This window comes from Sphingomonas crocodyli, from assembly GCF_004005865.1.
In the GTDB taxonomy this organism is placed as follows: domain Bacteria; phylum Pseudomonadota; class Alphaproteobacteria; order Sphingomonadales; family Sphingomonadaceae; genus Rhizorhabdus; species Rhizorhabdus crocodyli.
Genome location: NZ_SACN01000001.1, coordinates 2203764 through 2215808, shown reverse-complemented (window position 1 = coordinate 2215808; position 12045 = coordinate 2203764). Strand labels below are relative to the sequence as shown.

At 64.4% G+C, this 12045-nt stretch carries 13 protein-coding genes; 6 read left to right on the top strand and 7 right to left on the bottom strand.

What is annotated here, in order from left to right:
- Nucleotides 1–4: 4 nt before the first annotated feature.
- Nucleotides 5–1180, bottom strand: coding sequence for an efflux RND transporter periplasmic adaptor subunit (locus EOD43_RS10695; RefSeq protein WP_127743622.1), 1176 nt, complete (start codon nt 1178–1180; stop codon nt 5–7).
- 245 nt (nt 1181–1425) lie between these two features.
- On the opposite strand from EOD43_RS10695, the gene EOD43_RS10690 reads away from it, so the two are divergent.
- Entirely contained in the window at nt 1426–2136 is a 711-nt protein-coding gene (locus EOD43_RS10690; protein WP_127743620.1) for an SIMPL domain-containing protein, read from the top strand.
- 62 nt (nt 2137–2198) lie between these two features.
- Here the strand turns inward: EOD43_RS10690 and EOD43_RS10685 are convergent, their stop codons facing one another.
- The 3 genes from EOD43_RS10685 to EOD43_RS10675 form a co-directional block, all read right to left on the bottom strand.
- Complete coding sequence (locus EOD43_RS10685; RefSeq protein ID WP_127743618.1) at nt 2199–2447, bottom strand: GlsB/YeaQ/YmgE family stress response membrane protein; 249 nt, start codon at nt 2445–2447, stop codon at nt 2199–2201.
- Nucleotides 2448–2562: 115 nt separating this feature from the next.
- Nucleotides 2563–2862 (bottom strand): CtrA inhibitor SciP, encoded by a 300-nt coding sequence (gene sciP, locus EOD43_RS10680; protein ID WP_127743616.1) that lies wholly within the window; start codon nt 2860–2862, stop codon nt 2563–2565.
- Nucleotides 2863–2975: 113 nt separating this feature from the next.
- Nucleotides 2976–3251 (bottom strand): hypothetical protein, encoded by a 276-nt coding sequence (locus tag EOD43_RS10675; RefSeq protein ID WP_127743614.1) that lies wholly within the window; start codon nt 3249–3251, stop codon nt 2976–2978.
- 109 nt (nt 3252–3360) lie between these two features.
- Here EOD43_RS10675 and mnmA point away from each other — a divergent pair, with 109 nt between their 5' ends.
- A complete protein-coding gene (gene mnmA, locus EOD43_RS10670) occupies nt 3361–4464 on the top strand; it encodes a tRNA 2-thiouridine(34) synthase MnmA (protein ID WP_127743612.1) in 1104 nt (367 codons plus the stop codon).
- A 53-nt stretch (nt 4465–4517) separates the two neighbouring features.
- On the opposite strand, the gene EOD43_RS10665 is transcribed toward mnmA, so the two are convergent.
- Nucleotides 4518–5228, bottom strand: a complete 711-nt coding sequence (locus EOD43_RS10665; RefSeq protein ID WP_127743610.1) for an SDR family NAD(P)-dependent oxidoreductase — start codon at nt 5226–5228, stop codon at nt 4518–4520.
- A gap of 24 nt (nt 5229–5252) precedes the next feature.
- On the bottom strand, nt 5253–6713 hold the full coding sequence (gene purF / locus EOD43_RS10660) for an amidophosphoribosyltransferase (protein WP_127743608.1): 1461 nt from the start codon (nt 6711–6713) through the stop codon (nt 5253–5255).
- A 128-nt stretch (nt 6714–6841) separates the two neighbouring features.
- Between purF and hisI the strand changes: the two genes are divergently transcribed.
- The 4 genes from hisI to EOD43_RS10640 all read left to right on the top strand — a co-directional run bounded on the left by hisI (nt 6842) and on the right by EOD43_RS10640 (nt 11451).
- Nucleotides 6842–7219 carry a phosphoribosyl-AMP cyclohydrolase gene (gene hisI, locus EOD43_RS10655; RefSeq protein ID WP_127743606.1) on the top strand — a complete coding sequence of 126 codons (378 nt, stop codon included), beginning with the start codon at nt 6842–6844 and terminating at the stop codon, nt 7217–7219.
- Nucleotides 7220–7386: 167 nt separating this feature from the next.
- Entirely contained in the window at nt 7387–7869 is a 483-nt protein-coding gene (locus tag EOD43_RS10650; RefSeq protein ID WP_338068994.1) for a DUF1465 family protein, read from the top strand.
- A gap of 23 nt (nt 7870–7892) precedes the next feature.
- A complete protein-coding gene (locus EOD43_RS10645; protein WP_240653149.1) occupies nt 7893–8939 on the top strand; it encodes a LacI family DNA-binding transcriptional regulator in 1047 nt (348 codons plus the stop codon).
- Between the two features lie 97 nt (nt 8940–9036).
- Complete coding sequence (locus EOD43_RS10640; protein WP_127744709.1) at nt 9037–11451, top strand: TonB-dependent siderophore receptor; 2415 nt, start codon at nt 9037–9039, stop codon at nt 11449–11451.
- Here EOD43_RS10640 and EOD43_RS10635 read toward each other — a convergent pair.
- Nucleotides 11439–12044, bottom strand: a complete 606-nt coding sequence (locus EOD43_RS10635; RefSeq protein WP_127743604.1) for a DedA family protein — start codon at nt 12042–12044, stop codon at nt 11439–11441. The two genes, EOD43_RS10640 and EOD43_RS10635, sit on opposite strands and share 13 nt — an antisense overlap.
- Nucleotide 12045 lies beyond the last annotated feature (1 nt).

The window sequence follows — 12045 nt, the reverse complement described above, 5'->3', positions numbered from 1 at the left end:
CGCCTTATTTGTCGGTCTTGACGACCGGCTTCACCTTGTCGCCGGGGTTGAGGAAGGCGCCGGCCGAATAGACGACCTGTTCGCTGCCGTTCAGACCCGACAGGACCGAGACGCCCGCATCGGACACATCGCCCACCTTGACGGTGCGCTTCACGACCTTGCCGCCCTCGATCACGTAAACGAAGTTGCCGCCCTTGGGCTCGCTGAGCACCGCGCTTTCGGGCAGCAGCGGGGCGATGCCCTTGCCCGCGACGATCTCCGCCGCGGCGAAACCGCCGGGGCGCAGCGCCGGATTATAGGCGAGCTGGATGCGCGCGACGCCCTGACGGGTGGTCGCGTCGATGATGGGCGAAAGCTGCCACACCGAACCGGCGAACTTCTGCGCCGAGCCGACCGGGGTAACCGTTGCGGTCGAACCGACCTTGAGGCGGGCGAGATCCTGTTCGGCCAAAGCCGCACGGATTTCCATCTCACCGCCCTTGGCGACGCGGAACAGCGCGCCATTGCCCGGACCGACCACCTGGCCCGGTTCGACCGCGCGGGTCAGCACGAGGCCGGCGGCGGGCGAACGGATGTCGAGACGACCGATCGTCGCGCGCTGCTGCCCAAGCTGGGCCTGCGCGACCGAGACGCGCGCGATCGCGGCGTCGCGGGTCGCGGCGCGGCGATCGAGATCCGCCTTCGAGATGAAGCCGCGCGAAACGAGCGCCTGGGCGCGTTCATATTCGAGTTTGGCGATATCGGCATCGGCGCGCGCGACCTGCACCTGGGCGGAGAGTGAGCTTGCCTGCTGCGACTGGACCGAACGCTCGATCGTGGCGAGAACCTGCCCGGCCTGCACCCAGTCCCCCGGTTCGACCAGCACGGCCTTCACCTGGCCGCCTTCGCCGGCGACGCCGACCGGCATTTCGCGCTTGGCGGCGAGCGTGCCGTTGGCGGCGATCGTGGCGGCGACTTCGGTCTTGCCGGGGACGATGACGGTGACGACGGGCGCGGTATCGGGCGCAGCCGCGGGCTTCTTTCCGCCGAAGACCATTTTCGCCACCAGCAGCGCCGCGATCAATGCGACAGCCACCGCACCGATCAGGATCAGGCGGCGGCGCTTCGCCGCGCGCTCTTCATCCCATGCATAGGCGCTATATTCGGGCGCATCCTGATGGATGCCGGTCTCGACGTTCATCCCCATCTTCTTTCTGCTTGCGGACCTTTGGAGCGGCCCTCCGCCCCCAATTGGAACTGTATTAGCTTAATATGTCACCTGGCTCAAGCCGGGATCGGAACGATTGGGCAACTTCGGCGCAATCCGGACCAATTTTGGCAAGGCCGGCGTTCAGCTTCCATGCAGTCCCGCCGATACACAGCGTCATACAGGTGCCGTGTTGTCGCGGCAATGCGCGAAACAACCGGTACGGACAGGAGACAGGAATGAAGATGAAGAGTTTGGCGATCCTGATGGCAGCAGCTTCGGTGCCGGCGATTTCCAGCGCGCAGGAGCCCGCCGCCGCCGCAATTCAGGGAACGCGCCTCGATATCGTCGCGACGGGGGAAGTCAGCACCACCCCCGACATCGCGTCGATCAGCGCCGGTGTGGTGACGCAGGCACCCACCGCCGCCGCGGCGATGGCCGAAAATGCGCAGCGCATGGCGGCGACCGTCGCTGCGCTGAAGAAGGCCGGCGTGGCCGATCGCGATATCCAGACCAGCTCGATCGGCCTGCAGCCGCAGTATAAATATGCCGAGAACCAGCCCCCAGTCATCACCGGCTATCAGGCATCGAACCAGCTGATCATCCGCTTCCGCGACGTGAAGCGGGCAGGGGCGATCCTCGACGCGCTGGTCGCGGCCGGCGCCAACCAGATCAACGGGCCGAACCTGTCGGTCGATCATCCCGAAGCCTTGCTCGATCAGGCGCGGGTGAAGGCGATTGCGGACGCCAAGGCGCGCGCCGAACTCTACGCCAAGGCGGCCGGGCTGAGCATCAAGCGGATCGTGTCGATCAGCGAAGGCAGCTTCGATCCGGGTCCGCGCCCGGTGCCGATGATGGCGATGCGAGCGGAAAAGATGGCCGACACGTCGATTGAAGCGGGCGAGCAGCGCCTGTCGGTAAGCGTTTCGGTTACGTTCGAACTGCAATAAACAAAGAAGAAGGGCCGCCGGATCGCTCCGACGGCCCTTTCTTTCGAGAGCTGAACTCTAGATCAGCGTACCGCGCCGCGACGCACCAGATTGACGATCGCGAGCAGGATGACCGCCCCCAGGAAGGCGCTGATCCATCCGCCGAGGCCACCGCCACCGAGCGTGCGGCCGAACAGCACGCCGCCGATGAACGAACCGACGATGCCGACGATGACGTTCAGGATGATGCCCTGCTGCGCGTCGGTGCGCATCACGATGCTTGCCAGCCAGCCGATGATGCCGCCGACGATCAGGAAAATGATCAGGTCCATGTCGTTCCTCCTGTATCTATCTTCGGTTCGGCATGGCCGAAAAACCGATTGCGCTAGATACGCTTGGCGACTGGGCTAGTTCCTTTTCCCGCGTGTTTCCACGGCTCGTTTCGCCTCAATACTTCTGCTGACGCTCGTACAGCGACTTATAATGCTGGATGCGGGTGACGCGCAGACCCGGCATGCCCGAACGCTCGACCGCGCGCTGCCACGATGCGAATTCCTCAACCGTCAGGCTGTAACGATCGCAGACCTCGTCGACGGTCAGCAGACCGCCCGACACCGCAGAGACGACTTCGGCCTTGCGGCGGACGACCCAGCGGGTCGTGCTCGGATCGGGGAGGCTGGCGAGGGTCAGCGGCTCGCCGAGCGGGCCGATAACCTGAGCGGGACGGATTTTCTGGTTCTCGATCATTTACGCTACCTCTACACGGCCCGAGGACCAGGATGTGTTCCTCTTGGTCATTCCCTAGGGTTCCGCTCTCAACGAAGGTTTGAACGGCACGGTAAACGGCCGGGTCACCTTCCTTAGCCTTCATTATCCACGATCGTTCCAGCGGCAGCCTGATGGAAGCTGCCGTGCATGGCGGACGACGCGGCGCGCCATCCATCCTCGCCCAGGAACAATGCGATGGCGCTATCGGCCGGATGGGACGAACGCACAGGCGCCGTCGCCTCCATCGCACGCACGGTGGGGGAAGCGGCTTGCGCCGCCGCCAACGCCGCCTTGAGCGCGTCGAAATCCAGACCAGTCGTTACCGGGGTTGCGGCGGCGGTGTCGAAAGCTCCGAACGTTTCCTTCATCCCGCCACCTCCTTTCCGGTCTCAGGCAAGGTAACGGGCGGAGCGGAGGAATCTTTAGGAGGAAATGTCGGATTCGCCGATCGTCTAAGCTGCTGCTAAAGGGCGCCGCATGTTTGGTGATTTTCAACTCGAAGATATCGCGAAAAAGCGGATCGTCGTCGCCATGTCGGGCGGCGTCGACAGTTCGGTCGTGGCGGCGCTCGCAGCCAAAAGCGGCGCCGAGGTAATCGGTGTGACGCTGCAGCTCTACGATCATGGCGCGGCGGTTGGCCGCACCGGAAGCTGTTGCGCCGGGCAGGACATTCGCGACGCGCGCGCCGTCGCCGATCGGCTCGGCATCGCGCATTATGTCTTTGACTATGAAAGCCAGTTCCGGGATTCGGTGATCGCCGACTTTGCGGACGAATATGCCGCGGGGCGCACGCCGATCCCCTGCGTCCGCTGCAATCAGGGGGTGAAGTTCACCGACCTGTTCGGCATCGCGCGCGATCTGGGTGCCGATTGCCTCGCGACCGGCCATTATGTCCGCCGCGTGATGGGCGCTGATGGCCCTGAGCTTCACCGCGCGATCGATCCGGCGCGCGACCAGAGCTATTTTCTGTTCGCGACGACCGACGATCAGCTGGCCTATCTGCGCTTCCCGCTGGGCGGCATGGAAAAGGCCGCCGTGCGCGCCATCGCCACCGAATATGGCCTGGGCGTCGCGGCCAAGCCCGACAGCCAGGACATCTGCTTCGTGCCCGATGGCGACTATGCCAAGATCGTCCGCAAGCTGCGCCCCGAAGCCGCCGAACCTGGCGAGATCGTCGATCTGGAAGGCCAGGTGCTGGGCCAGCACAAGGGGCTGATTCACTTCACCGTCGGCCAGCGGCGCGGGATCGAGATCGGCGGAAGCCCCGAGCCGCTGTATGTCGTGCGCCTCGACCCGGCCGAGCGCCGCCTGATCGTCGGCCCGCGCCGCGCGCTCGCGGTGCGCGCCGCGATGCTCGACGATTGCAACTGGATCGGCCCGCGCGGCGATGGACCGGTGACGGCTAAGGTTCGCTCGCTTGCCAAGCCAGTACCGGCGCGGATCGAGGGCGATGCGGTGGTGTTCGAACAGCCCGAATATGGCGTGGCGCCGGGGCAGGCGGCCGTCCTCTATCGTGGCGATCGCGTGCTGGGTGGTGGCTGGATCCGCGAGACGGTCGCGGCTGAGGCGTTGGCCGCTTAGAGCGATTTCGAGGCGAATATGATCATTCGCCGGCTCGGAAATCGCGGAAAAATCTATGCCTCTACGCGGGTGCGGCTGCCGCTCTCGAAGCCGTTTTCGGCCAGCTTCGCGATGGTTTCAGCGACGACATCGGGGCTCTTGAGCGTCGCCTGATCCTCGCCGGGGAATGCCTGCTGCCGCATCTTGGTGGCGGTGGCACCCGGATCGATGATCGACACGCGGACCTTGCTGATGTTAGCGACTTCCTGCGCATAGGCATTCAGCATCGTATCGAGCGCAGCCTTCGAAGCGCCATAAGCGCCCCAATAGGGCCGGGCCTTGGCGCCCACCGACGAGGTGACGCCAAAGACGCTCGCATTGTCCGACGCGCGGAGCAGCGGATCGAAGGCGGCGATAAGCTGCTGCTGTGCCATGACATTGAGCGTCAGGACGCGGGCGAACTCCTTGGCATCGATCGCGGCGACCGGCGCCAGCGTTCCGAGCATCGCGGCGTTCAGCACCATGACGTCGAGGCGTGCCCAGCGGCCGGCAATCGCCTCGGCCAGGCGGGCGATGCTGTCATTCTCCGCCAAATCGAGCGGCGCGATCGTCGCGGTACCGCCATGCTGGTGGATCGCCTCCTCGACCTCCTCAAGGCCGCCGGCCGTGCGCGCGGTGAGGATGACGTGCGCGCCACGCTTGCCCAGCGCGATCGCGGTCGCAGCGCCGATGCCGCGCGATGCGCCGGTGACGAGCGCGAGCTTGCCGGAAAGCGTCTGGATCATAGTCGGTCCGTATTCGAGGAAGGATCAGGCGACGACGCGTTCGCCGTGCAGCGCGAGTTGATCGGTCGGCTCCAGTTCCGCCTGATCGGTCAGGTGGGTCGGATAGTCGCCGGTGAAGCACGCATCGCAGAAGCTGGGCGCGCGATCGTCGCGATTGTCCTCGCCCAACGCCTTGTAGAGGCCGTCGATCGAGAGGAAGGCGAGGCTGTCGGCGCCGATATAGGTCGCCATCTCGGCCACGTTCATCTGCGCGGCAAGCAGCTTGGCGCGCTCCGGCGTATCGACGCCGTAGAAGCAGCTGTGCCGCGTCGGCGGGCTGGCAATGCGCAGATGGACTTCGCGCGCGCCGGCGTCGCGGAGCATCTGCAGGATCTTCACGCTGGTCGTGCCGCGCACGATCGAATCGTCGATCAGCACGATCCGCTGTCCTTCGATGAGCGCGCGATTGGCATTGTGCTTCAGCTTCACGCCCAGATGGCGAACCTGATCGCTCGGCTGAATGAAGGTGCGGCCGACATAATGCGATCGGATGATGCCCAGTTCGAACGGAATGCCCGATTCCTGTGCGTAACCTATCGCCGCCGGCGTACCGCTGTCGGGAACGGGGACGACCAGATCGGCGTCGACCGGATTTTCGATCGCGAGCTGCGCGCCGATCCGCTTGCGCACCGAATAGACCGACGATCCATCGACGATCGAGTCGGGGCGCGAGAAATAGACATGTTCGAAGATGCACGGCCGCGCGCGGACATCGCCGAACGGACGGATCGATCGCAGGCCGCTTTCGGACACGATCACCAACTCGCCCGGCTCGACCTGACGAATGAAGGTGCCGCCGATCACATCGAGCGCGACGGTTTCCGACGCGAAGACATAAGCGTCGCCGACGCGGCCCAGCACCAGGGGACGGATGCCGAGCGGATCGCGGCAGGCGATCATGCCCTCCGCCGTCATACAGATCAGCGCATAGGCACCCTCGACCTGCTTGAGCGCATCGATGAAGCGATCGAGCAGGGTGCGATATTTGGACATCGCGACGAGGTGGATGATCGTCTCGGTATCGCTGGTCGACTGGAAGATCGAGCCGAGGCGGACAAGCTCACGCTTGACCTTCATCGCGTTCGAAATGTTGCCGTTATGCGCGATCGCGAAGCCGCCCGAGGACAATTCGGCGAACAGAGGCTGCACGTTGCGCAGCGCGGTTTCGCCCGTCGTCGAATAGCGGACATGGCCGCAGGCGACCTTGCCCGGCAGGCCGCGGATCACATCGTCGCGGTCGAAATTGCCCGCGACATGACCCATCGCGCGATGGGTGTGGAAGGCGTGGCCATCCCAACTGGTGATGCCCGCCGCCTCCTGGCCGCGATGCTGCAGCGCGTGGAGACCCAGCGCCACCATTGCCGAGGCGGTTTCCGCGCCCCAAATTCCGAAAATGCCGCATTCTTCACGCAGCTTGTCGTCGTCGAACGGATGCGTGGTGAGCATCGCGAATCCCGCTGTTGGCCGATGGGCGGGCATATAGGGGGCGGTATCGGCTTTGTCGCCCCCGCTGTGACCCACGATTGTCACTTTTCGACTTGAGGGGCATTCGCCTTTCGGCCAATCGCCCGCTTATGGCCGACGATCGCGAACAGGGACGGGCGCTTCAGCCCAAATATGACGCCGCAGGATTGATCACCGCGGTGGTGACCGATCATGCGACCAGCGAGGTGCTGATGCTCGCGCATATGAATGCCGAGGCTTTGGACGCGACGATCCGCACCAGGGAGGCGACCTTCTTCTCGCGTTCGCGCGGGCGCCTCTGGAAGAAGGGCGAGACCAGCGGGAACGTGATGCGCGTCGTCGAGTTGCGAATCGATTGCGACCAGGATGCGGTCTGGATGCGCTGCGAACCGGCCGGTCCGGCATGTCACACAGGCGAGCGAAGCTGCTTTTATCGTATAATTGCGACGGATGCGGAGGGCGCCGTGACCCTCGATCGCGAATTATGATCCACCCTTGATGATAACTCATCAAAAAGCGCGGTTTTTCTAGTGATTAGCAATTTCAGATACTTGGCGGCCTGAACAGGCGATTTTTGCAATCGTTCGCACATCTTTGCGCGGCAAAAATCCATCGCAAGCCAATGGCTTAACGATGATTTCTCTTTCGAAGCGCAATGCAACTGTGTCATTCTCAACAGATGGGGAATGAACCAGCCCAGATTCGACTTCACGGCCGGCTGATCGACACTCTGTACACAGAGGCGATGCTGCTGGCGGATGAGGCGCGCGCTTATTTTGAGCGGGCGTCGGCGGAGCGCGATGCGCTTCAGCCGATCGATCGGGTCGTCTTCTCGTGCGAGTCGCTCAAGGTCACGACGCGGCTGATGCACATCCTCTCGTGGCTCCTTTCGCAGCGCGCGGTGGAAATGGGCCAGATCGACAGGATCGAAGCGCGCATGTCGACACGGAGGATCGGCGAGGCCGCCGACAGCGACCCCGCGACGCTTGCGGGGCTTCCCGCAGAAGCGATCGCGCTGATCGAGGCCAGTCGTGAACTCTACGCCAGGGTGGCACGGCTCGATGCCGCGGAAGAACCGGCAGAACCGGCGCCAAGCCCTGCGTTGAATCTTCTGAGCCGCCTGGAGAGCGCTTTTTAAAGTCCACGGGACATGGCGCAATCATGTCCATTCTAGACCGCGATCGGGGGGCGGCAATGATAAGAAAGCCCAGAGAGGGCGTTACGAGCATATCCGATCTGGCGCGCCTTGCAGGCGTGTCGGCATCGACCGTGTCGCGTGCGTTGGCCGGCAGCAGCATGATCAGCGAGGGCACCCGCACGCGCATCAAGGCGCTGGCGCGGGAACATGGCTTTCGCCTCAACCAGATGGCGCGAAACCTGCGTCTGCGTCGTTCGCAGGCGATCGGGCTGGTGCTGCCGATGGGGCATGAAGTCGGGCAGCATCTGTCCGATCCCTTCTTCGGCCTGATGATCGGGCATCTGGCCGAAGGCGTCACCGCGCGCGGCTATGATCTGCTGCTGTCGCGTGTCGTGCCGACCGAAGAAGGCTGGCTCGATGCGCTGGCCAATTCGGGGCGGATCGACGGATTGATTGTCCTTGGTCAATCGGATCAGGTCGATGCGCTCGATCGGCTCGGCTCGGAATATCGCCCGCTGGTGGTCTGGGGCGAAAAGCATGAGGGCCAGCGTTATTGTTCGGTCGGCAGCGATAATCGCATCGGCGGCATGCTCGCGACCCAGCATCTTCTCGCGGCCGGGCGGCGGCGCATCCTGTTTGCCGGCAGGCTTGACGTTCCGGAGGCCGTTGCGCGCTATGCCGGCTATGGGGATGCGCATCGCGATGCGGGTGTGCAGCCTTTCGGTGCGGTGGAAACGCCCTTCGAAGCGGCGCCTGCTTTCGCGGTGATCGCCGAGCGTCTCAACCAGGGCGAATTGCCCGATGCGATCGTGGCGGCATCCGATGTCATCGCGATCGAGGCGATCAAGGCGCTTATCGCGCGCGGGCTGAAGGTTCCCGATGACGTCGCCGTCGTCGGCTATGACGATGTTCCGGTAGCCGAACTGATGTCGCCACCGCTAACGACGATCCGGCAGGATTTCCGCCGTGGCGCGACCGAACTGGTCGATCGCCTGTTCCGTCGCCACGCCGGCGAGGATGTCGGTTCGATGGTCATGGCGCCGACATTGGTGAAGCGGGCATCGGCCTAACGAGCGCCGACTGAATATCAGGGCTTGCAGCCTGCCGTCGCCCAAGCGAAAACTGGCGGATATGAGGGGTGTTGCGGCAGGCGTGAGTTTGGGGGCGATGGCGTTGGCGACGCCGTCTTTCGCGCAGACTGCGCCCGTCGAACCGCGCCAATTGTCGAGTTCGCCCACCGTGATCGTGACGGCGGTGCCGCGCGGGCTGAACCGGCTCGATGCGAGCATCTCGGTCAGTACGATCAGCCCCGATGAAATATCGGTCCTCTCGCCGCGATCGACGGCAGAGATTTTCCGCAACATTCCCGGCATCCGATCGGAAAGCTCGGGCGGAGAGGGCAATGCCAATATCGCGGTGCGCGGGCTGCCCATCGCGACCGGCGGCGCCAAATATGTCCAGATCCAGGAGGATGGGCTTCCCGCGCTCCAGTTCGGCGACATCACCTTCGCGACCGCTGACAGCTTCATCCGTGCCGATCTGAACGTCCTGCGGATCGAGGCGGTGCGCGGCGGCTCGGTATCGACGCTCGTTTCGAACGCGCCCGGCGCGGTCATCAACCTGCTGTCGAAGACGGGCGAGACCGCGGGTGGGCAGGTGCGCGCGGGCTTCGGCCTCGATTATGACGAATATCGGCTCGATTTTGATTATGGCGCGCCGATCGGAAACGACTGGCGTTTCCATGTCGGCGGCTTCTATCGGCGTGGCGAAGGGCCGCGGAAGACCGGCTATGACGGCAATCGCGGCGGGCAGATCAAGGGCAACGTCACCAAGGATTTCGGCACCGGCTTCGTCCGCCTCTATTTCAAATATCTGGACGATCATGCGGTGTCTTACCTTCCCGCGCCGGTGCGGGTGACGGGCAGCGACGCCGATCCGCGCTACGAAAGCCTGCCCGGTTTCTCGATCAACGGCGGATCGCCTTATTCGCGCAACATCCGCGGCGCACTGACGCTCGATCGCAACAACCGCCCGGTGCGCGACGATATCGCCGACGGAATGCACCCGCTGGTCCGCCAGATCGGCCTGGAAGTGCAGATCCAGCCCGGCGACGGATGGACGCTGCGCGAGCGGTTTCGCTACGCCAACACGTCGGGCCGCTTCATCGGCCTGTTCCCCGCGCTGGTCGACAATGCGTCGACAATCGCGACCGCATTGGGCGGGGCAGGGGCGGGCCTGACCTACGCAACCGGCCCGCTGGCGGGCACTGCCATCACGGCGCCGGCCGGGCTCAACGGCAATGGCCTGCTGTCGGAAAGCGTCGTCTTCGATGTGCGGCTCCGCAACCTCGACGAAATCGTCAATGAGATGCGCGCGATCCGCGACGTCAACATCGGCGGCGGCAAGCTGACCCTCACCGGGGGCCTCTATCTCGCGCGTCAATATGTCGAGAGCGACTGGCGGTGGACGAGCCTGGTCTCGGACGTGCGCGGGGACGGCAACGCCGCTTTGGTCGATATCCGTAACGCCGCTGGACAGCGCGTCACCGAAGGCGGCGTCTATGGCTATGGCGCGACCTTCTTCGGCAATTGCTGCCGTCGCGATTATGACCTGCGATACGACATCGCGGCGCCGTTCGCGGCGATGAGCTTCCTGAAGGGCAAATGGTCGCTTGCGGCCAGCCTGCGCTGGGACAATGGCCGCGCGCGGGGCAATCTGGGCGGGCTGACGGCCAATCTCGCGTCGGTCGACGTCAACGGCGATGGCGCGATTTCGGCGCCGGAGACGCGGACCACCGTGCTCGCGGGTGCGCGATCACCGGTTCGCTACAATTACGACTATGTTTCCTGGTCGACCGGGCTGAACTATCGGCTCGGCCGGGAGACTGCGTTGTTCCTCCGTTACAGCCGGGGCGGGCGCGCCAATGCCGATCGCATCCTGTTCGGCCCCGCAATCGACGCGACGGGCGACATCGTCGACAAAGGCGCGGCGGTCGATTTCGTGCGGCAGGCCGAAGCCGGCTTCAAATATCGCACGCGCCGCATGGAGTTTTACGCGACCCTGTTCCACGCCAATACCGAGGAACAGAATTTCGAGGCGACCAGCCTGCGCTTCCTCGATCGCCGCTATCGCGCGACGGGCGTGGAGCTTGAGGGAAGCTATTTCTCGCTCAGCGGCCTGGGCCTCACCGCCAAGGGCACCTGGACGGATGCGGAGATCAGCCGCGATGCGATCACGCCCGCGAACAAGGGCAATCGCCCAAGGCGGCAGGCGAAGTTCGTCTATCAACTGACCCCGCAATATCGCCAGCAGCTGTTCACGATCGGCGCGAACGTGGTCGGCACGACCGACAGCTATGCGCAGGACAGCAACCAGCTGAAGCTGCCGGGCTTCACCACCGTCAATCTGTTCGCCGAAGTGCGGCCGATGCCGGGTGTGTCGGTCTCGATCGGCGCGAACAACATCTTCGATGTGAAGGGCTTTACCGAGGCGGAAGAAGCGACGATCTCCGCCAATGGCATCGTCCGTGCCCGATCAATCAATGGGCGGACGATATCGGCGACGATCGGCTACTCCTTCTGAGCCGATTTCCAGGTCGCGACGCGCCAGAGATACCAGACGACCATCACGCCCACGAGCGCGAAGGTCACGATGTTCAGCCATTGCTCGGCCTGCGCAAAGGTGTGACGCAGGGTCCAGCCGATCGTGCCGAGTACCGTCACCCAGCCCAGAGTCCCGACCATCGACCAGAGGAAAAAGGCGGGGAAGCGCATCCGCACCAGCCCGGCGGGCACCGAGATCAGGGTCCGGAAAGTCGGCATGATGCGGCCGAGGCCCACGAACCAGCCACCATAGCGCCGGAACCAGCGTTCGCCGGTCTCGATCTCGCTCCAGTCGACGGTGAACCAGCGGCCGTGGCGCTCGACGACTGGACGCAACCGATCGAACCCCAGCGCACGCGCGATGAAATACCACATCGTGTTGCCGACCATCGCGCCCGCCGTCCCGACGACGATCGCGACGGGCAAAGACAGCCTGCCCGCGGCCGCCTCGAACCCCGCCAGCGACATGATCACTTCGGACGGGATCGGCGGAAACACCGTCTCCGCCACCATCAGCAGGAAGATACCGAAATAGCCGCCGTCGACGATCAGCTGGCGAATCCAGTCGGCCACG

Excerpts from the sequence above, each read along its gene's own strand:
- EOD43_RS10695 (WP_127743622.1), bottom strand. The coding sequence starts at position 1,180 with ATGAACGTCGAGACCGGCATCCATCAGGATGCGCCCGAATATAGCGCC.
- EOD43_RS10690 (WP_127743620.1), top strand. The coding sequence starts at position 1,426 with ATGAAGATGAAGAGTTTGGCGATCCTGATGGCAGCAGCTTCGGTGCCG.
- EOD43_RS10685 (WP_127743618.1), bottom strand. The coding sequence starts at position 2,447 with ATGGACCTGATCATTTTCCTGATCGTCGGCGGCATCATCGGCTGGCTG.
- sciP (WP_127743616.1), bottom strand. The coding sequence starts at position 2,862 with ATGATCGAGAACCAGAAAATCCGTCCCGCTCAGGTTATCGGCCCGCTC.
- EOD43_RS10675 (WP_127743614.1), bottom strand. The coding sequence starts at position 3,251 with ATGAAGGAAACGTTCGGAGCTTTCGACACCGCCGCCGCAACCCCGGTA.
- mnmA (WP_127743612.1), top strand. The coding sequence starts at position 3,361 with ATGTTTGGTGATTTTCAACTCGAAGATATCGCGAAAAAGCGGATCGTC.
- EOD43_RS10665 (WP_127743610.1), bottom strand. The coding sequence starts at position 5,228 with ATGATCCAGACGCTTTCCGGCAAGCTCGCGCTCGTCACCGGCGCATCG.
- purF (WP_127743608.1), bottom strand. The coding sequence starts at position 6,713 with ATGCTCACCACGCATCCGTTCGACGACGACAAGCTGCGTGAAGAATGC.
- hisI (WP_127743606.1), top strand. The coding sequence starts at position 6,842 with ATGGCCGACGATCGCGAACAGGGACGGGCGCTTCAGCCCAAATATGAC.
- EOD43_RS10650 (WP_338068994.1), top strand. The coding sequence starts at position 7,387 with ATGCAACTGTGTCATTCTCAACAGATGGGGAATGAACCAGCCCAGATT.
- EOD43_RS10645 (WP_240653149.1), top strand. The coding sequence starts at position 7,893 with ATGTCCATTCTAGACCGCGATCGGGGGGCGGCAATGATAAGAAAGCCC.
- EOD43_RS10640 (WP_127744709.1), top strand. The coding sequence starts at position 9,037 with ATGGCGTTGGCGACGCCGTCTTTCGCGCAGACTGCGCCCGTCGAACCG.